Genomic DNA, 18,831 nt, shown 5'->3' on the forward strand with positions numbered 1-18,831 from the left:
GGCCCGCTTCGGCAGTGGCAATATGTGCCACCGCCGAAGTGAGGATGGTCCTAGACCCGGTCCGCCTGCACCACCGTGTCGAGGGCGCGCAGCGCGGAGACGATGCGGCTCAGATGCTGGGCGTCGGCCACTTCCAGGTCGATGATGTCGGTGTGGAAGGGGCCTTCGCGATTGACCAGTTGCAGGTTGAGGATGTTCGCCTTGGTCGCGCCGAACACATTGGCGACGGCGGCGAGCGCGCCGGGCTGGTTCTTGACGATGACCTGCAGCCGGGCGGTGCCACCCTTGGACTTGCTGTCCCAGCTCAAATCGACCCAGTCGTCGTCCTGGCCCGCCTCCAGCGTGCGGCAGTCGATGGTGTGGACCTCGATCGGCTCGCCGGTGCGGCGGATGCCGACGATGCGGTCGCCCGGCACCGGGTGGCAGCATTCGCTCAGCTTGTAGGCGATGCCCGGCGTCAGGCCGCGGATCGAGACCGGGGCATGCTGGCGCGGATGGGCTTCTTCCAGTTCCTGGCCGCTGGTGGAGCCGGGGATCAGCGCCTCCATCACTTCGGAATCGAGCAGGCGATGGGTGGCGATCGCCACCATCAGCGAGGCGCGATCCTCCAGCTTCAGCCGCTTGAGCGCGGCGTTGAGCGCCTTGTCGCCCAGCTCGCTCGCCAGTTCGGGCGAGAAGCGGCCGATGATTTCCTCATAGAGTTTTTCGCCCAGCGCCACTTCCTCGCCGCGCTGCTTCTGGCGGATGAAGCGGCGAATGGCGGCGCGCGCCTTGCCGGTGATGGCGAAGCTGAGCCAGCCGGGCTGGGGTTCCTGGCCGGCGGATTTCAGGATTTCGACCTGATCGCCATTCTCAAGGGAGGTGCGCAGCGGCACCACCCGGCCATTCACCTTCGCCCCGACCGTCTGGTTGCCGAGCGAGGTATGGACGGCATAGGCGAAATCGACCGGGGTCGACCCCTTGGGTAACTGGTGCAGCTCCCCCTTGGGCGAGAAGGCGAAGATGCGATCCTGGTACATCGCCATGCGGGTATGTTCGAGCAGCTCGTCGGCATCCTGGCTCTGTTCCAGGATTTCGACCAGGTCGCGCAGCCAGGCCGCATTCTGGTCGGTGGCGTCGCCCTTCTGCTTGTAGGCCCAGTGCGCCGCAAGGCCGAGTTCGGCGTCATTATGCATGTCGCGGCTGCGGATCTGCACCTCGATACGGGCATTTTCCTGATGGATGACCGTGGTGTGCAGCGAGCGATAGCCGTTGCGCTTGGGGGTGGAGATATAATCCTTGAACCGGCCCGGCACCATCTTGAAGGTCTGGTGGATGACGCCGAGCGCGCGATAGCAATCCTCGGTCGTCTCGGTGATGACGCGGAAGGCCATGACGTCGGTCAGCTGTTCAAAGCTGATGTGCCGTTCCTGCATCTTCTTCCAGATGGAATAGGGATGTTTTTCGCGGCCCGACACGGTGACGGACAGATTATGGCCGCCCAGCAGCAATTGCAGTTCCGCACCGATCCGGTCGACCTTGTCATGGCCGCCTTCCTTCAGCTGCTCCAGCCGCTTGGTGATGCTGTCATAGGCTTCGGGTTCCAGCACGCGGAACGAGAGAAGCTGCATCTCGCGCATGAAGTCGTACATGCCGATCCGCTCCGCCAGCGGGGCATAGATGTCCATCGTCTCCTTGGCGATGCGACGGCGCTTCTGCTCATTCTTGATGAAGTGCAGCGTGCGCATATTGTGCAGCCGGTCGGCCAGCTTCACCAGCAGCACGCGGATATCGTCCGACATGGCGAGCAGGAACTTGCGCAGATTTTCGGCCGCCCGCTCATTTTCGGACATGGCCTCGATCTTGGAGAGCTTGGTCACGCCGTCGACCATGCGGGCGACATCCTTGCCGAACGCCTCCTCGATCTCGTCATAGGTGACCAGCGTATCCTCGATCGTGTCGTGCAGCAGCGCCGTCACGATCGTCTGGTCGTCCAGATAGAAGTCGGTCAGGATACCAGCGACCTCGATCGGATGGCTGAAATAGGGGTCACCGCTGGCACGCTTCTGGCTGCCATGCTTCTGGACGGAGAAGACATAAGCGCGGTTGATCATCGCTTCATCCGCATCCGGATCGTAGCGCTTTACCCGTTCGACAAGTTCATATTGACGTAGCATCGTTTCCCGATTGTGTGGGAAGCGCCTTGCAGCGCAACAAAAAAATCCCGATCTGTGTGATTTGGGTTGCCTTTGTGCAACTTTTGCAACGGTCGCCGCTTTGCGCTATTAGATCGACATCATGAAACATAATCTTGCCCAGGACCTGGAACAATGCGCTCTTCCCGCCGCGCTGGAGGCGATGGGTGAGCGCTGGTCCTTCCTGATCCTGCGGGGCGCCCTGTCGGGCATTCGCCATTTCGAGGAGTTCCAGTCGACGCTGGGCATCGCCCGCAACATTCTGGCCAACCGCCTCGCGCGGCTCGTCGAAAATGGCATCATGCTGCGCCAGCCGATGCAGTGCGACCGGCGCAAGGTCGAATATCGGCTGACCGAAAAGGGGCAGGAACTGGCGCCGGCGATGATCGCGCTGCGCCAGTGGGGCGAGAAATGGGGCAGCGCGCCGCCCTTCTGCCAGGTGCTGGCGGACAAGCGCGATGGCATGCCGATCCGTGCGATCGCGATCCAGGCGCATGACGGCCGCACGCTGGACCTGAGCGATCTGGTCTGGCTGTGCCGCGACGAAGTGACCCCGATGGCGCAAGAGCCGGCTGCGGCGGCCTGATACCGGACGACGGGGCGGCTTCACCATGGCGCTGAAATCGCCTAGGCTGTCGGCAATGTCAGTCCATCCCCTGCAGCCCAAACCCTTTTTCGCGGACAAGAATCGCGCTTTCTGGAACCTCCAGTCGCTTGGCTGGGCCGGGGCCTTCCTGCTGCGCGGGTCGTCCACCATCGCCAATGGTCAGCCGCTGTCCAGCCTGATCCCGGTGCTGATCTCCACCGTCACCGGCTATTCGGCGACCTTGCTGATCGCGGTCGCCTTCCGCTTCCTGCAAAAACAGCGGCCGATCCTGACCTGGGGCGCGTCGATCGTCACCGTGGTCGCCGCCGCCGCGATGGTCGCCTTCATCGATGCCTGGGTCTTTTCGACCCAGAACAAGGGCAGCGAAACCGCCGGGTTACAGCTGTTCTTGGGCGCTTTCTACCTGTCGATGACGCTGCTGGGTGCCTGGTCGGCGCTCTATTATGCGATCAACTTCTACCTGACGGTGGAGGAACAGGCGGACCAGCTGCTGCATCTGGAGAATCAGGCGTCGAGCGCGCAGCTCGCCATGCTGCGCTATCAGCTCAATCCGCATTTCCTGTTCAACACGCTCAATTCCATCTCGACCCTGGTGCTGCTCAAGGAAACGACGCGCGCCAATGCGATGCTGTCGCGGCTGTCCTCCTTCCTGCGCTACACGCTGATCAACGAGCCGACCGCGCAGGTGACGATCGAGCAGGAGATCGAGACGCTGAAACTCTATCTGGAGATCGAGAAGATGCGCTTTGAGGACCGGCTGCGCCCGTCCTTCGACGTCCATCCTTCGGTCGCCCATGCACGCCTGCCGTCGCTGCTGCTGCAGCCGCTGGTGGAAAATGCGATCAAATATGCGGTCACGCCCAAGGAGGAAGGGGCGGAAATCTCGGTCTCGGCGCAACCTGCCGGTGAAAATGTCCGGATCGTCGTGTCGGACAGCGGGCCGGGATTGAACGATGGCGCAATGAAGCCACACATTCCGGTCAGCGAGGGGACGGGCGTCGGCCTGCCGAACATCCGGGACCGGTTAATTCAGGCCTTCGGGGAACGACAGCGGTTCGAAACGCGTTCCACGCAAAGCGGATTTTCGGTCATCATCGAAATTCCGCTTAACATGGATGAAACATCGAAAGTGGCCGCATGACCATCAGAACAATCCTCGTCGACGACGAAAGCCTGGCTATCCAAGGCCTTAAGCTCCGTCTGCAAGCGCATGAGGATGTCGAAATCATCGAGACCTGCACCAATGGCCGCGAAGCCATCCGTGCCATCAAGACGCATAAACCCGACCTTGTGTTCCTCGATATCCAGATGCCCGGCTTCGACGGCTTCTCCGTCGTCCAGGGGATGATGGAGGTCGAACCGCCGCTGTTCATCTTCGTCACCGCCTATAGCGACCATGCGATCCGCGCCTTCGAGGCACAGGCGGTCGATTATCTGATGAAGCCGGTGGACGAAGGCCGCCTGGCCGATGCGCTCGACCGGGTGCGCCTGCGCCTGTCCGAGAAGAAGCAGGTGCAGGAAGCCGAAAAGCTGCGCGAGGTGCTGGCCGAAGTGGCGCCCGACGCGATGCACGATTTTGCCAATGGCGATGAAGATGCGCCGGCGTCGAACCGCTTCGAAAAGCTGATCAACATCAAGGATCGCGGGCAGATTTTCCGCGTCGACGTGGATTCGATCGAGCGGATCGACGCGGCGGGCGACTATATGTGCATCTATACCGCCGACAATTCGCTGATCCTGCGCGAGACGATGAAAGATCTGGAAAAGCGGCTCGACCCGCGCAATTTCCAGCGCGTCCATCGCTCGACCATCGTCAACCTGAGCCAGGTGCGTCAGGTGAAGCCCCATACCAACGGCGAATGCTTCCTGGTGCTGGAATCCGGCGCCCAGGTGAAGGTCAGCCGTTCCTACCGCGACGTCGTCGCGCGTTTCGTCCACTGACGAAACGGCGCCGGCCGCCCGTGCAGGGGCGGCCGGCCGTTTGGTGGGGATGGCCTGAACCGATCCCGCGCCCTTTCCTCAGTCCATCGTTCGTACCGGACGGACGATCATCTCATTCACATCGACATCGTCGGGCTGTTCCACCGCATAGGCGATGGCGCGGGCAATGGCGTCCGGCGTCAGGGCGATGGCGCGGAAATCCTCCATCGCGGCGGCGGCGCCCGCTTCGGTGATGGTGCTCGCCAGTTCGGATTCGACCACGCCGGGCGACACGATGGTCACGCGGATATCGTCATGCTCCATCCGCAGCCCGTCGGAAATGGCGCGCACCGCATATTTGGTCGCCGAATAGACGCCGCAGGTCGGCCAGACGCGATAGCCGCCGATCGACGAGATGTTGACGAAATGGCCGCTGCCCTGGGCCTTGAAGCGGGGCAGGGCGGCGGCGATGCCGTGCAGCACGCCGCGGATGTTGACATCGATCATCCGGTCCCATTCCTCGACCTTCAAACTGTCGAAGCGCGACAGCGGCATCAGCCCGGCATTGCTGACCAGCACGTCGATGCGGCCAAATTCGGCCTGCGTCGCGGCAATGAACGCCTCGACATCGGCGCGGTCGGTGACGTCGAGCGCGCGGAAGGCGACCTGGCCGCCGGCAGCATTGAGTTCGTCGGCAAGCGCGGCCAGCCGGTCGGTGCGGCGGGCGCCCAGCATCAGTTTCGCGCCGCGTGCCGCCAGCAGCCGTGCCGTGCCCTCGCCAATGCCGCTGCTGGCGCCGGTGATCGCGATGACCTTGTTCTCGATAGCCATGATTGAAGCTCCATCCTTGGGGCGGATCGACATCCGATCCGATGGAGCAGGAATGCGCCCGATAGACGCCAGAGCGGTAGAATGGTCCTGCGTCATGATTGCACGATATTCCGAATGAATGATCGGGCGTGGTGATTGGCGGACTTATCGGCTATCTCGATTGCCTGAAATTCCTGGAAGGGGGTGTGGATGAGCCATGAGCATCTGGGCGAGCAGATTGCCCGCCATATGGACGCGGACGGCATAGTCGACACGCGGATCCCGCGCCTGACGCTGGTGCGCTGGTCGCAGCCGGGCGAGCCGGTGCATATGCTCCAGCGCCCGGCGCTGTGCATCATTGCGCAGGGCGCCAAGCAGGTGATGATGGGCGACGCGGTCATAGCCTATGGCCCGGCCAGCTATCTGGTCGCCTCGCTCGACCTGCCGATCACCGGCACGGTGACGCAGGCGGATGCGGACAGCCCCTATCTCTGCTTCTGCCTCTATCTCGACCCGGCGATGCTGTCCGACATCGCGCTGGCCCTGCCGGCTGCTGCTGCGGCGGTGGAGGAGGGGCGGGCGCTCTCGCTCCATCCGATCACGCCCGAACTACTGGACGCGGCGAGCCGGCTCACCGGACTGCTCGGCCAGCCGGACAGCGCCGCGCTGCTGGCACCCTTGGTCGAGCGGGAATTGCTGCTGCGGTTGATGATGGGGCCGAGCGGCGGGCTGCTGCGTGCGATTGCTAGTGGTGACAGCCGCACCGGCCAGATTGCGCGCGCGATCCGCTGGCTCAAGGCCCATTATCGCGAGCCGTTCAGCGGCCCGGTGCTGGCCGATCTTGCCGGCATGAGCCTGTCGAGCTTCCATGATCATTTTCGCCGGGCGACGGCGATGACGCCGCTGCAATATCAGAAGCAGCTGCGGCTCCAGCAGGCGCGGCAGATGATGCTGGCGGAGCGGATCGACGCGGCCGAGGCCGGCTATCAGGTCGGCTATGATAGCCCGTCCCAGTTCAGCCGTGAATATCGCCGCCTGTTCGGCGCGCCACCCCAGCGCGACGTCGGCCGGCTGCGCGCCATGCCGAACCGGGCGCTGGCGATCTGAGGGGGTTCTAACGGAAAGTTCGTTTACGCCGCCGCACAAGCCAGAAGGCGCCAGCGATAACAAGCGCAATCGCCGCATTGATTACGGCACGTATGGGCAGGTTGCCCAATGCGTATTCCATGCCTTTCGACACGGCGTCCGAAAGGAAGAACCCGACTAACATGGGCAGCCATGAAACAAGGAAATATCGGACCGAGGCACGCATCGCTAGATGCTATATGCGATCGCCATGGGCGCGCAAGGAAAGCGGCTATTCTCCTGTCATCCTGAAACAAGTTCAGGGCGACGATCCGTGATCGCTTAGCGGAACACCCATTGCCGGTTGAGGCCGAACACCACGGCGGGGGTGAGGAAGATCATCGCCGGGATCGGCGACCATTCGGGCCAGCGCATATGGGTGACGCACAGATAGACCCACAGGGCGTTGAGCGCATAGCTGACCAGCGAGACGGCAACGAAGCGGACACCGCGCGCGGCATGGCCCGACTGGCTGCCATGGCCGCGGAAGGTGAAGGCATTGTGCAGCACATAGCCGATGGCCACCGCGCAGAGATAACCGATGCCGTTGGCGACCTGCGGATGGAGGCCGACTGGCGCCGCCAGCGTCCAATAGATCGCCGCCTGGCAGGCGGTGATGAACAGGCCGCTGATGCCATAGCGCAATATCTGCCAGAACAGGGCCTGATGGGCCGGCGACAGTCGGTCGATGATTTTCATGGAGCCCCGTTGCGCTTTGGTGTGGAGCGTCTAATCCACCGGCCATGAATTTGCAAAGCTGGCCTGCTTTCCGCGCCCGCGCGTCCCATTGGTTCGCGATCCTCACCGCCTATGCCGATCGCCACTGGAAGTGGCTGACCTTCCTGATCTGGATCGCGATCCTGGTCGGCATGCTGGTCGATCGCTGGCCCGCCATCCACTGGCTGACGCTGAGCGACACGGACGACAATATCCGCTTCGTCCAGGTGAAGGACTGGCTGGCCGGGCAGGGCTGGTATGATCTGCGCCAATATCGGCTCGATCCGCCGGGCGGCGCCAATATCCACTGGTCGCGGCTGGTCGACATCCCGCTCGCCGGGCTGATGCTGTTCTTCCGTGCCTTTGTCGAACAGGATCTGGCCGACCGGCTGGCCTGCGCGATCGCGCCGCTGCTGCCGCTGTTCCTGCTGATGCTGAGTCTGGGATCGATCGCACGCCGGCTGGCGGGCGACGCGGTCGGTGCGCGCTGGGCCTGGCTGTTCGCGGTGCTGGCGCCGCTCGCCGCACAGATGGGCCTGGGCATGTTCGCGCCGATGCGGATCGACCATCATGGTTGGCAGCTGGCGCTGGCGCTGACGATGATGGCGGGCCTCATTGACCGCAACTGGCTGCGCGGCGGCGTGGTGGCCGGCGTGTCGAGCGCCCTGTCGGTGGCGATCGGCATGGAGATGATCGTCTATCTGGCGGCCGGCGGCGCGCTGGTGGCGCTGCGCTGGGTGTTCCGCGATGGGGCCGGGCGGCGGATGCTGCCCTATGGCCTCAGCCTCGCGGGGGCGACCTCGCTCTGCTACCTCCTCTTCGCCAGCTACGACAATCGCCACATGGTGTGCGATGCCATCTCGCCCATCTGGGTCGCGGTGTTCGGCGCGGCCGGCGCGGGCATGGTGCTGCTCAGCCGCCTGCCGCTGCGGCTCTGGTGGCAGCGGCTGATCGCCGGCATGATCGTCGGCGGGGCGGTGGGCCTGTTCTTCTTCCTGAACTGGCCGCAATGCCTGACCCCCTATCAGATCTCACCCGAACTGCAGCAGCTCTGGCTCGCCAATATCCGCGAGGCAAAGCCCATCACCGCGCAGGCGCAGAGCCTGGTCGTGCCGCTGATGGCGCTGCCGGCGGTGGGCCTCCTCGGCCTGCTCTGGGCGCTGTGGGAACTGCGGCGCGACAGTGACCGGCTCTGGGCGTTCGCGACGATCGGCCTGATGATGCTCTTCTCGACCGCCTTGCTCTTCTGGCAGCTGCGCGCCGGGCCGGCGGCGCAGTTGCTGGCGATCCCGCCCGCGGCCTGGGCCGGATGGCGGCTGGTGACGGCGATCTTCACCGGGTCGCGCCGGGTGCGCATCCTGGCGGGCATCGGCGCGCTGCTGGTCGGCGCCATCGCCTGTGCCTATCCGCTCTATCCGCAGGTGATCGCGCTGTGGCAGCAGGCGACCGGCACCAAGCCCAAGCCATGGCGCCCGTCCGCCATTGCCCGCACCGACGCGATCAAGAAGGCCAATGGCCGCTGTCGTACCCTGCCGGCGCTGGAGGTGCTGGACCAGCTGCCGCCTGCGACCATCTTCACCATGGTCGATCTGGGGCCGCGTATCATCGCCACGACGCATCATAGCGCCGTGGCCGGCCCCTATCATCGCAATGGCGCGACGATCCTCGACATGCATCATGCCTATGACGGGCCGGCCGACGCCTTCCGCCCGATCGCGGCGAAGCATCATGCGACCTATTTGCTGGTCTGTCCGAATTTCCCAGAAGGGACCATCTATCAGTCGCGCAGCCCGCGCGGTTTCTATGCGGACCTGATGCGCGGCACGATTCCGGCCTGGTTGCAGCCGGTGACGCTCAAGACGGCGATGACGCTGCCCTACACGCTGTACAAGATTGATTATTCAGCGCCGGGCGGCAAAAAAGTCGCGCAGCAGCGCTGATCCCTCCGCCTCGGCCAGCCCGCCATAGATTTCGGGGCGGTGCAGGCATTGCGGCTGGGCAAAGAGGCGCGGTCCCTGTTCGACCGCGCCACCCTTGGGGTCGGACACCGCATAATAGAGCCGGGCGACGCGCGCGTGGGAAATCGCGCCCGCGCACATCGGGCACGGCTCCAGCGTCACCCACAGGTCGCAGCCGGTCAGGCGGAAGTCGCCGATCCGGGTAGCAGCCGCGCGAATCGCCACCATTTCGGCATGGGCGGTGGGGTCATTGTCGCGACGGTTGCGATTCTCGCCCTCGCCGATGATGATGCCGTCACGCGTGACCACGGCGCCGATCGGCACTTCCCCTGCCGCTTCGGCTTGCCGCGCCAGCGCAAAGGCGCGGTGCATCGGTTCGGGCAAGGGAAAGGGCGAGGTCATGACCCCGCCTTAGTCGGAGAGGGAGGGCCGCACCAGCCTTCAGCGGAAGGCACGGGACTCGGCTGAACCCCCACCCGGCCTACCATTCCAGAATAGGCTGTTGGGCGGCCGGGTGGGGGGGGGCGGGCTGGTGCCGTCCATGCGCCGGGCGGCGCATCAAAAACCCGCGAATCGACTCAGGGCTTCTTCACGTCAACGGTCGGAACCTCGACCGTTTCGTTGCGGCTGCCCACTTCGACCTTGGCGACGCTCGCCTCATATTTGGGCAGGGCGCCCTGTTTTACCTGCACTTCGGGCAGGCGACCCTCCTGAGTCTTCTGCAGGTCGATGAATCCGGTTGCTATCCCGGCGCCGATGACGATAAGCGCGATCAGCAGCAATCCGCCGATGAAACGCATGGCACTCTCCTCTGTTGAACGGGGGGATGAACGCGGGGCCCGGTGAAATGGTTGCGATAGTGCCACGAACCGAGCGGAAGGTTGACGGCGAGCGGGAATCCCGCTATCGGCGCCGCTTTCCGAACGAACCCGAATTTCAAAGGTTGATTGACTATGTCGCGCATTTGCGAGCTGACCGGTAAGGGTCGCCAGGTGGGTCACAATGTTTCCCACGCCAACAACAAGACCAAGCGCGTGTTCCTGCCGAACCTGCAGAACGTGTCGCTGATCTCCGAAACGCTGGAAACCACCGTCAAGCTGCGCGTGTCGACCCATGGTCTGCGCTCGGTCGAGCATAATGGCGGCCTCGACAACTGGCTGGTCAAGACCAGCGACGACAAGCTGTCGCTGAAGGCCCGTCGCCTGAAGCGCGACATCGTCAAGAAGCAGGCTGCCGCAGCCGCCTGATTCGCTTCGATTCGTTTCGGCATAAGAAGCGGCCTGGCAACAGGCCGCTTTTTTGCGTTTCTTGATATTCCCTGCGCGGCAGGGAATGCGCCGCACCAGTCCGCGCCCCGATCCCGATCAATCCAATCGGAATTTCAGCAGCAAGGTGCGCTGGAAGAATTCGTGATTGTCGTCGGATGCGACCCACAGGATCGTCCGGCCCTGTTCCCGGCTGAGCGCCAGTCCTTCGAAATTGTCGGCCAGCAGCGGCGGTGCCAGCCGTGCCAGCGTCCGGGCGCGCAACTCCGTGTTCGGGGCGGGATGTGCCGGCAACTCGATCATCGCGATCGTCGCGGTGAACAGTTCCTGCAGGGTCAGACGCCGGTTCAGCACCAGCAGATGGCGATCGTCCAGCGCGACCATGTCGGTCGGGCGATAGCCCTGCGGCGCGACATAATGGAGGTGGATCGGGTCGGCAGTGTCATGCTCGGCCGGATCGCCCGACCAGAGCAATGTGTCATGATGGCCGTCGGCGGTCATGCCCATTTCGCCGATCGCGATGAAGCGGCCGTCGGGCAGGCGGGTGAAGGATTCGATCGATCCGGTCTTGGGCCAGGCGACGATTTCGGGCCAGGTCCGGCACGCCTCCACCCGCGCGAAGCCGGGGGAGTAGCGGCAGATCGCCTGGAGCAACTCGAACCCCACCCAATAACGATCGCTGGCCGGATCATGGGTCATGGATTCCGAATCCCAGGACCACCAGGGCCGGTCCCTGTCCTGCGCCCTTACCGGCAGCGGCGCGATGAACGGGCGGCGGCTGGCGCGGCCGGGGCCGACATGGAAGCCCATCAGCACGCCGGCATCGCTCAGCGCCAATATCTGGCCCGGCCCGTCGACCAGCAGCGAGGATATGCTGCCAAAGCCCGGATTGTCGCTGCCAAGCTGCCAGCCGCCCAGATAGGTGAGCGTGCCGACCCGGCGGCGATCGGGATCGCTGCTGTCGAGCGGCACCGCCCGCGCCGTCACCAGCAAGGTGCCCGGCCGCACGGCGGCGGGCTTGGTGGACGGCGGGGCAGGCAGCAGCAGGATCGCAAGAGCGAGAACGATCAGGATTCGACGCATCGCGCTCTGCCATAGGGGAAATGTCGGCGGGACGCAGCAGGGGAGTGGCGAAGCGTTGCCAACTGAACGGTGGCTGTCACCGCCATTCAGGCTCCACTCAACGCGAATCAGTCATAAGGGCATCAATCCTGGTGATCGGCCCGTCCGGTTCACCGCGGAAATGGCAATCTGAGGAGCAACGCCATGAAGATGAAGTATCTGATCAATCTGGGTGCTGCGCTCGCCATGGGCGCTGCCTCCCTCGCCGTCACCGCGACGCCCGCCATGGCGCGCGATGGCTGGGGCCGCGGCTATGAACGCGGCGACTATTACCGGGGTGATCGCGGCTATCGCGGTGACCGTGGCTATCGCGGCTATCGGGGCGACTATTATCGCGGCGACCGTGGCTATCGCGGCGGTTATCGCGGCAATTATTACCGCAATGATTATCGCGGCTATCGTGGCGGCTATCGCTGCCGGGACAATGGCACGGGCGGCACCATCATCGGTGCGATCGCCGGTGGCCTGCTCGGCAACGAAGTCGGTAAGGGCAGCAGCCGCTATGGCCGGGGCGACGGCACCACGGGCGCCATCATCGGCGCAGGCGTCGGCGCGCTGGCTGGCCGCGCGATCGACCGCAACTGCTAAGCGTCACCCCATCTGGTGACTTTGAAGGGCCGTCCCCGTGAAGGGGGCGGCCTTTTGCTATCGGGCGGCATTGCCCCCGGCCTGTCGCCGGTCGGCGCGGGCGGCCGCGACGGCGGCGGGGTTGAGCCCGGCCTCCTGCGGCGAAGCGGCACCGGCGCGCGCATCCAGCTGCGCCGCGGCGGCATTGAGCGCGCTGGCTTCGGCCGCGCTGACGCCACCGACGCCATCATCCTGGCCGGAATTGCAGGCGCCCAGCGCCAGCAGGAGCAGCAGGGCAGGTCGCTTGATCACTCGCCGGTCCTTTCGCGCATAAGAAAAGGGCCGCTCCCGTTTCCGGTGCGGCCCTTTCCCAAGAAACTCTTCCCGAAAGGGAAATTACATCGCGTTGGCGACGTTGTTGGTCGCGTTCGAAGCGGCGTTCGCAGCGTTGTCAGCAGCGTTCATCGCGGCGTTCATGGCGTTGTCGGCAGCGTTCGAAGCGTTCTCAGCAGCGTTGGCGGCGTTGTTGGCAGCGTTTTCGGCGGTGTGGCCACCGCAAGCAGCCAGACCCAGCGAAGCGGCGAGAACGAGCGAAAGAGCAATCGACTTGGACATGGGCAAACCCCTCTCAGAGAAAAAAAAGATGCAGACCACTCTCGGAGAAAAGCTCACCCCCCATTGCGCCTGCGCGCTGATTCGTAATGCTTTGGGCGAAGCAAGGCAATCCCATTCCTGAGCGGGAGGGCCTGATAAGGCGCGGTTTTTGTCGGAAGTGCCCGCAATGGACGGCCATTGACGCATATAAAGATTTCTTTATATGATTGCTGCATGAGTGGCGCCCTCGACATTTTCCGGTCTCTTGGAGACCCGACGCGGCTGCGCATCGTCCACCTGTTGCGGGCGATGGAACTGGCCGTGGGCGAAGTGGCGCAAGTGGTCGACCAGAGCCAGCCGCGCGTGTCGCGCCATATCCGCATCCTGGTGGAATCCGGTCTGGTCGAACGGCGCAAGGAGGGCAATTGGGTCTTCCTGCGGCTGGGCCAGAAGGCGTCGGTCCAGCCCTTCATCACCTTGTTCGATCGATTGCAGCCGTCGGCCGCCGAAGCTGCCTGGCAGAGCGCGGATCTTGCCCGTCTTGCCGCCGTGCGGGCCGAGCGCGCCCGCGCCGCCGAAGCCTATTTCGCCGAACATGCCGAGGAATGGGACGCGATCCGTTCGCTCCATGTCGCCGAAGCCGATGTGGAAGCGGCGATGCGCACGATGCTGGATGGGCAGGCGATCGGCCATCTGCTCGATATCGGCACCGGCACCGGGCGGATGATCGAATTGTTCGGCCCCGCTGCCGATCAGGTGACGGCGCTTGATCGCAGCCCCGATATGTTGCGGCTGGCCCGTGCCAAGCTGCCCGAAGATGCGGGCGACAAATATGCGCTGCTGCTCGGCGATTTCGCCGCGCTGCCGATCGATCCCGCCAGCGTCGACACGGTGCTGCTGCATCAGGTGCTGCATTATGCCCAGGCCCCCGAGCAGGTGATCGCGCAGGCGGCGCAGGTGCTGCGCCCCGGCGGCCGGGTGCTGATCGTCGATTTCGCCGCCCATGAACGCGAAGAGCTGCGCACCCGCGACCAGCATGCGCGCCTGGGCTTTTCCGACATGCAGATCGAAGGCTGGTTCGCGCAGGCGGGCCTGGAACTGGAGCGGGTGGACATGCTGCCCGGCCAGGAACTGACGGTACAATTGTGGCTCGGGCGCCAGCGCGGCGCCGACATCCTGCCCATCGAAGAACGGATTTCCGCATGACCCAGACTGACCGCGCCCGCCATGATGCCGAAGGGCCGCTCTATGCGGATCTGGCCGGCGACCTCAATGTGAGCTTCGAATTCTTCCCGCCCAAGACGGAGAAGATGGAGGAACAACTCTGGTCGGCGATCGAGACGCTGACGCCGCTGGCGCCCAAATTCGTCTCCGTCACCTATGGCGCGGGCGGCTCCACCCGCGAGCGCACCCATAATACGGTCGCGCGCATCGCGAAGGAAACGCCGCTGGCCGCCGCCGCGCACCTGACCTGCGTCGCCGCCAGCAAGGCTGAGATCGACGAGGTGGCCGACGCCTATTGGGAAGCGGGCGTGCGCCATATCGTCGCGCTGCGCGGCGATCCGCCGGAGGCCGGCACCGCCTTCCAGCCGCACCCCGATGGTTATAAAGGCGCGGCCGAACTGGTCGAGGGGCTGCGCAAGCGCCATGATTTCGAGATTTCGGTCGCGGCCTATCCCGAAACCCATCCCGATGCGCTGAGCGCGCAGAGCGACATCGACAATTTGAAGCGCAAGATCGATGCCGGCGCGACCCGCGCAATCACCCAATTCTTCTTCGAGGCGGATACCTTCTTCCGCTTCCGCGACACGGTCGCCGCCGCCGGCATCGACGCGGACGTCATTCCCGGCATCATGCCGGTCAGCAATTTCGCCGCGGTCCAGCGCATGTCGGCGATGTGCAACACCGATGTCCCCGCCTGGATGGGCCGCCTGTTCGACGGGCTGGACCAGCATCCCGCCGCGCGCCAGCTCGTCTCCGCCACGCTGGCGGCCGAACTGTGCCGTAACCTCTATATGGGCGGCGTGCGCGACTTTCATTTCTATACGCTCAACCGGGCGGAACTAAGCTATGCGATCTGCCATCTGCTGGGGTTGAGGCCTCAGGTTGCGGTGGACGCCTGATTTGAAACCATCCCCTCCGTTCGGTTCGAGCTTGTCGAGAACCGGTTGCGCGAGGGTTCTCGACAAGCTCGAACCGAACGGGACGAGGGGATATGACGATGAACGCTGAACAGAAATTGCGCGCCCTGGCGGCGGAAAAGATCCTGATCTTCGACGGCGGCTATGGCACGTCGATCCAGAAGCACGGCCTGACCGAAGCCGATTATCGCGGTGATCTGGACCTTGCGAAGGATCAGAAGGGCAATAACGACCTGCTCTGCCTGACCCGGCCGGACATCGTCGAGGGCATTCACACCGCCTATCTCGACAATGGCGCCGACATGATCGAGACCAACACCTTCTCCTCGACCAAGATCGCGATGGCCGACTATGGCTGCGAACATCTGGTGTGGGACATCAATGTCGCGGCCGCCAAGATCGCGCGGGCTGCCTGCGAGAAGGCGACGGCGAAGGACGGCAAGCCCCGTTTCGTCTGTGGCTCGATCGGCCCGACCAACAAGACGCTGTCGATCTCGCCGGACGTCAACGATCCCGCCTATCGCGAGGTCGATTATGATACGCTCAAGGCCGATTATCGCGAACAGTGCGACGCGCTGATCGCCGGTGGCGTCGACTTCCTGCTGATCGAAACCTGCTTCGATACGCTCAATGCCAAGGCCGCCGGCATGGCCGCGCGCGAGGCAGAGGCAGCGGCCGGTCGTTCGGTGCCGGTGATGCTGAGCTTCACCATCACCGACATGTCGGGCCGGAACCTGTCGGGCCACACGATCAACGCCTTCTGGTATTCGCTGCGGCATCTGAAGCCGCTCACCATCGGCGTGAACTGCGCCTTTGGCGCCGACCTGCTGCGGCCTTATCTGGCCGAACTGTCGAAGAATGCCGACACGCTGATCCTGGCCTATCCCAATGCCGGCCTGCCCAATGAACTGGGGCAATATGACGAGCTGCCGGAAACCACCGCGAAGCTGATCCGTCAGTGGGTGGACGAAGGGCTGGTCAACATGGTCGGCGGCTGCTGTGGCACGACGCCCGCCCATATCGGCGCGGTGGCGAAGGCGCTGGACGGCCACAAGCCGCGCGTAGTGCCGGAACTGCAGGTTGTGACGCGCCTCGCCGGCCTCGAACCGATGCACATCGCGGCGTAAAACCACCCTCCGTTCGGTTCGAGCTTGTCGAGAACCGGGCGCGCAACGCTTCTCGACAGGCTCGAAGCGAACGGATTGATAGAATGACCACGCAGACCTCCACCGCCACCTTCGTCAATATCGGCGAACGCACCAACGTCACCGGCTCCGCCAAGTTCAAGAAGCTGATCATGGCCGGCGACTATGCCGCGGCGATCGATATCGCCCGCGAGCAGGTCGAAAATGGCGCGCAGATCGTCGACGTGAACATGGACGAAGGCCTGCTCGACGCGGTCGAGGCGATGACCACTTTCCTGAAGCTCATGACGTCGGAACCGGACATCAGCCGCGTGCCGGTGATGATCGACAGTTCCAAATGGGAAGTCATCGAAGCGGGCCTGAAATGCGTCTCCGGCAAGCCGGTGGTCAACTCGATCAGCATGAAGGAGGGCGAAGAGGCCTTCCTGCATCATGCGAAACTCTGCATGGCCTATGGCGCCGCCGTGGTGGTCATGGCCTTCGACGAGACCGGCCAGGCCGATACCCAGGCCCGCAAGGTCGAGATTTGCGAGCGCGCCTACAAGCTGCTGATGACGATCGGCTTCCCGCCCGAAGACATCATCTTCGATCCCAATATCTTCGCCGTCGCGACGGGAATCGAGGAGCATAACAACTACGGCGTCGACTTCATCGAAGCCTGCCGCGAGATCAAGAAGCGCTGCCCGCACGTCCATATCTCGGGCGGCCTGTCCAACTTCTCCTTCTCCTTCCGCGGCAACGAGCCGGTGCGCCGGGCGATGCACTCGGTGTTCCTCTATCACGCCATCCCCGCTGGCCTCGACATGGCGATCGTCAATGCCGGGCAGCTCGACGTCTATGACGCGATCGACCCCGCGTTGCGCCAGGCGTGCGAAGACGTCCTCCTCAACAGCGATCCCGAAGCCGGTGACCGCCTCGTCGCGCTCGCGGAATCCTTCAAGGGCAAGGATGCCGCATCGGAAAAGGCCGCGCAGGAATGGCGCGGCTGGCCGGTCGCCAAGCGCCTCGAACATGCGCTGGTCAAGGGCATCGACATGTATGTCGTGGAAGACACCGAGGAATGCCGCCTCGCCGCCGAAAAGCCGATCCAGGTGATCGAAGGCCCGCTGATGGACGGCATGAACGTCGTCGGTGACCTGTTCGGCGCGGGCAAGATGTTCCTGCCGCAGGTGGTGAAGTCCGCCCGCGTCATGAAGAAGGCGGTGGCCCATCTGCTGCCCTATATCGAGGCGGCCAAGGAACCGGGCGCCAAGGGCAAGGGCAAGATCATCATGGCGACGGTCAAGGGCGACGTCCATGATATCGGCAAGAATATCGTCGGCGTCGTGCTCCAGTGCAACGGCTTCGAGGTGGTCGACATGGGCGTGATGGTGCCCTGGCAGGACATCATCAAGGCCGCGAACGAGAATGACGCGGACATGATCGGCCTCTCCGGCCTCATCACCCCCTCGCTCGACGAGATGGTGACGGTGGCGGCGGAAATGCAGCGCGCCAACATGACCATGCCGCTGCTGATCGGCGGCGCGACCACCTCGCGCGTCCACACCGCGCTGCGCATCGACCCGGCCTTCACCGGCCCGGTCGTCCATGTGCTCGACGCCAGCCGCGCGGTCGGCGTCGCCACCGCCCTGGTGTCCGAAACGCAGAAGGCCGATTTCGTCCAGAAGACCAAGGATGATTATGAGCATGTCCGCGTCGCCCGCGCGAACAAGGGGCAGAGCCAGCTCCTGTCGCTCGAGGACGCCCGCGCCAACGCCTTCGAAATGGACGAGAGCCTGAAGGCACCGCGCCCGCTGCTGCCCGGCACCCACCGCTTCCCCGACTGGGACTTGAAGGATCTGGTCAACTATATCGACTGGACCCCCTTCTTCCGCGCCTGGGAGCTGGCCGGCAATTATCCCGCCATTCTGGAGGACGAGATTGTCGGCGAAAGCGCCCGCAGCCTGTTCGCCGACGCGCAGAAGATGCTCCAGAAGATCATCGACGAGAAATGGCTGACCGCGCGCGGCGTCGCGGGCCTGTGGCCCTGCCGTCGTCAGGGCGACGACATCATCGTTCATGTCGAGGACGAGAAACATTACACCCTGCCGATGCTGCGCCAGCAGATCGCCAAGCGCGAAGGCCGGGCGAACATGTGCCTGGCCGACTTCATCAGCCATGATGGCGACTGGATGGGCGGTTTTGCCGTGTCGATCCACGGCATCGAGCCGCACCTCGCCCGCTTCAAGAATGCGATCGACGATTATTCGGATATTCTGCTGAAGGCCCTGGCCGACCGTCTCGCCGAAGCCTTTGCCGAACGGTTGCACCATTATGTCCGCACCGCGCTCTGGGGCTATGCCGAGGGCGAGCAGCTGACCAACGAGGCGCTGATCAAGGAAGAATATCGCGGCATCCGCCCGGCACCCGGCTATCCGGCCTGCCCGGAACATAGTCTGAAACCCATCCTGTTCGAGATGCTGGACGCCCATCATGCGACCGGCGCGACGCTCACCGAAAGCTTCGCCATGTTGCCGACGGCGGCGGTCAGCGGCTTCTATTTCGGCCACCAACAGGCGGAATATTTCGGCGTCGCCCGCGTCGGCCGCGACCAGCTGGAAGATTATGCCGCCCGCCGCGGCATCGACCTGGAAACCGCCGAACGCTATCTGCGCCCCAACCTGGACTGACGCCCGGCGCCTCCCTC

At 64.2% G+C, this 18,831-nt stretch carries 19 protein-coding genes; 11 read left to right on the forward strand and 8 right to left on the reverse strand.

The genetic code is table 11. The annotated features are described in order from the left end of the window. Positions 1-50: 50 nt before the first annotated feature. Positions 51-2,156 (reverse strand): bifunctional (p)ppGpp synthetase/guanosine-3',5'-bis(diphosphate) 3'-pyrophosphohydrolase, encoded by a 2,106-nt coding sequence (locus E5554_RS08135; RefSeq protein WP_004210474.1) that lies wholly within the window; start codon positions 2,154-2,156, stop codon positions 51-53. A 121-nt stretch (positions 2,157-2,277) separates the two neighbouring features. On the opposite strand from E5554_RS08135, the gene E5554_RS08140 reads away from it, so the two are divergent. The 3 genes from E5554_RS08140 to E5554_RS08150 are packed head-to-tail and all read left to right on the forward strand — an operon-like array spanning position 2,278 to position 4,722. Next, the gene (locus tag E5554_RS08140) at positions 2,278-2,760 is read left to right on the forward strand and encodes a helix-turn-helix domain-containing protein (RefSeq protein ID WP_004210475.1); all 483 of its coding nucleotides are present in this window, start codon (positions 2,278-2,280) and stop codon (positions 2,758-2,760) included. A gap of 55 nt (positions 2,761-2,815) precedes the next feature. Next, positions 2,816-3,922, forward strand: coding sequence for a histidine kinase (locus tag E5554_RS08145; RefSeq protein WP_004210476.1), 1,107 nt, complete (start codon positions 2,816-2,818; stop codon positions 3,920-3,922). Next, on the forward strand, positions 3,919-4,722 hold the full coding sequence (locus E5554_RS08150) for a LytTR family DNA-binding domain-containing protein (protein ID WP_004210477.1): 804 nt from the start codon (positions 3,919-3,921) through the stop codon (positions 4,720-4,722). The genes E5554_RS08145 and E5554_RS08150 overlap by 4 nt, the downstream gene beginning before the upstream one ends. A gap of 78 nt (positions 4,723-4,800) precedes the next feature. On the opposite strand, the gene E5554_RS08155 is transcribed toward E5554_RS08150, so the two are convergent. Further along, positions 4,801-5,532 carry an SDR family oxidoreductase gene (locus E5554_RS08155; protein ID WP_136186492.1) on the reverse strand — a complete coding sequence of 244 codons (732 nt, stop codon included), beginning with the start codon at positions 5,530-5,532 and terminating at the stop codon, positions 4,801-4,803. A 189-nt stretch (positions 5,533-5,721) separates the two neighbouring features. On the opposite strand from E5554_RS08155, the gene E5554_RS08160 reads away from it, so the two are divergent. Then, positions 5,722-6,618: an AraC family transcriptional regulator gene (locus tag E5554_RS08160; protein ID WP_136186493.1), complete on the forward strand. Its 897-nt coding sequence runs from the start codon at positions 5,722-5,724 to the stop codon at positions 6,616-6,618. A 300-nt stretch (positions 6,619-6,918) separates the two neighbouring features. On the opposite strand, the gene E5554_RS08165 is transcribed toward E5554_RS08160, so the two are convergent. After that, positions 6,919-7,335 carry a GtrA family protein gene (locus tag E5554_RS08165; RefSeq protein ID WP_136186494.1) on the reverse strand — a complete coding sequence of 139 codons (417 nt, stop codon included), beginning with the start codon at positions 7,333-7,335 and terminating at the stop codon, positions 6,919-6,921. Between the two features lie 44 nt (positions 7,336-7,379). Between E5554_RS08165 and E5554_RS08170 the strand changes: the two genes are divergently transcribed. Next, on the forward strand, positions 7,380-9,293 hold the full coding sequence (locus tag E5554_RS08170; protein WP_136186495.1) for a hypothetical protein: 1,914 nt from the start codon (positions 7,380-7,382) through the stop codon (positions 9,291-9,293). On the opposite strand, the gene E5554_RS08175 is transcribed toward E5554_RS08170, so the two are convergent. Both E5554_RS08175 and E5554_RS08180 read right to left on the reverse strand, forming a co-directional pair. Beyond that, positions 9,255-9,713: a nucleoside deaminase gene (locus E5554_RS08175; protein WP_136186496.1), complete on the reverse strand. Its 459-nt coding sequence runs from the start codon at positions 9,711-9,713 to the stop codon at positions 9,255-9,257. The genes E5554_RS08170 and E5554_RS08175 overlap by 39 nt on opposite strands. A 176-nt stretch (positions 9,714-9,889) precedes the next feature. After that, on the reverse strand, positions 9,890-10,111 hold the full coding sequence (locus tag E5554_RS08180) for a hypothetical protein (protein WP_048938363.1): 222 nt from the start codon (positions 10,109-10,111) through the stop codon (positions 9,890-9,892). A gap of 153 nt (positions 10,112-10,264) precedes the next feature. On the opposite strand from E5554_RS08180, the gene rpmB reads away from it, so the two are divergent. Beyond that, entirely contained in the window at positions 10,265-10,558 is a 294-nt protein-coding gene (rpmB, locus tag E5554_RS08185; protein ID WP_004210484.1) for a 50S ribosomal protein L28, read from the forward strand. A 117-nt stretch (positions 10,559-10,675) separates the two neighbouring features. Here the strand turns inward: rpmB and E5554_RS08190 are convergent, their stop codons facing one another. Continuing rightward, positions 10,676-11,659: an esterase-like activity of phytase family protein gene (locus tag E5554_RS08190; protein WP_136186497.1), complete on the reverse strand. Its 984-nt coding sequence runs from the start codon at positions 11,657-11,659 to the stop codon at positions 10,676-10,678. Between the two features lie 183 nt (positions 11,660-11,842). On the opposite strand from E5554_RS08190, the gene E5554_RS08195 reads away from it, so the two are divergent. Continuing rightward, a complete protein-coding gene (locus E5554_RS08195) occupies positions 11,843-12,286 on the forward strand; it encodes a YMGG-like glycine zipper-containing protein (protein ID WP_004210486.1) in 444 nt (147 codons plus the stop codon). A gap of 57 nt (positions 12,287-12,343) precedes the next feature. Here the strand turns inward: E5554_RS08195 and E5554_RS08200 are convergent, their stop codons facing one another. Further along, complete coding sequence (locus tag E5554_RS08200) at positions 12,344-12,577, reverse strand: hypothetical protein (RefSeq protein ID WP_136186498.1); 234 nt, start codon at positions 12,575-12,577, stop codon at positions 12,344-12,346. Positions 12,578-12,661: 84 nt separating this feature from the next. Next, on the reverse strand, positions 12,662-12,880 hold the full coding sequence (locus tag E5554_RS08205; RefSeq protein WP_004210488.1) for a hypothetical protein: 219 nt from the start codon (positions 12,878-12,880) through the stop codon (positions 12,662-12,664). 213 nt (positions 12,881-13,093) lie between these two features. On the opposite strand from E5554_RS08205, the gene E5554_RS08210 reads away from it, so the two are divergent. The 4 genes from E5554_RS08210 to metH all read left to right on the forward strand — a co-directional run bounded on the left by E5554_RS08210 (position 13,094) and on the right by metH (position 18,814). Continuing rightward, positions 13,094-14,065, forward strand: a complete 972-nt coding sequence (locus tag E5554_RS08210; protein WP_136186499.1) for a metalloregulator ArsR/SmtB family transcription factor — start codon at positions 13,094-13,096, stop codon at positions 14,063-14,065. Then, a complete protein-coding gene (metF, locus tag E5554_RS08215) occupies positions 14,062-14,982 on the forward strand; it encodes a methylenetetrahydrofolate reductase (protein ID WP_136186500.1) in 921 nt (306 codons plus the stop codon). The genes E5554_RS08210 and metF overlap by 4 nt, the downstream gene beginning before the upstream one ends. A gap of 98 nt (positions 14,983-15,080) precedes the next feature. Then, entirely contained in the window at positions 15,081-16,127 is a 1,047-nt protein-coding gene (locus tag E5554_RS08220; protein ID WP_136186501.1) for a homocysteine S-methyltransferase family protein, read from the forward strand. 83 nt (positions 16,128-16,210) lie between these two features. Further along, complete coding sequence (gene metH, locus E5554_RS08225) at positions 16,211-18,814, forward strand: methionine synthase (protein ID WP_136186502.1); 2,604 nt, start codon at positions 16,211-16,213, stop codon at positions 18,812-18,814. Positions 18,815-18,831: the final 17 nt, after the last annotated feature.

It is taken from the genome of Sphingobium sp. PAMC28499, from assembly GCF_004795815.1.
Lineage (GTDB): Bacteria > Pseudomonadota > Alphaproteobacteria > Sphingomonadales > Sphingomonadaceae > Sphingobium > Sphingobium yanoikuyae.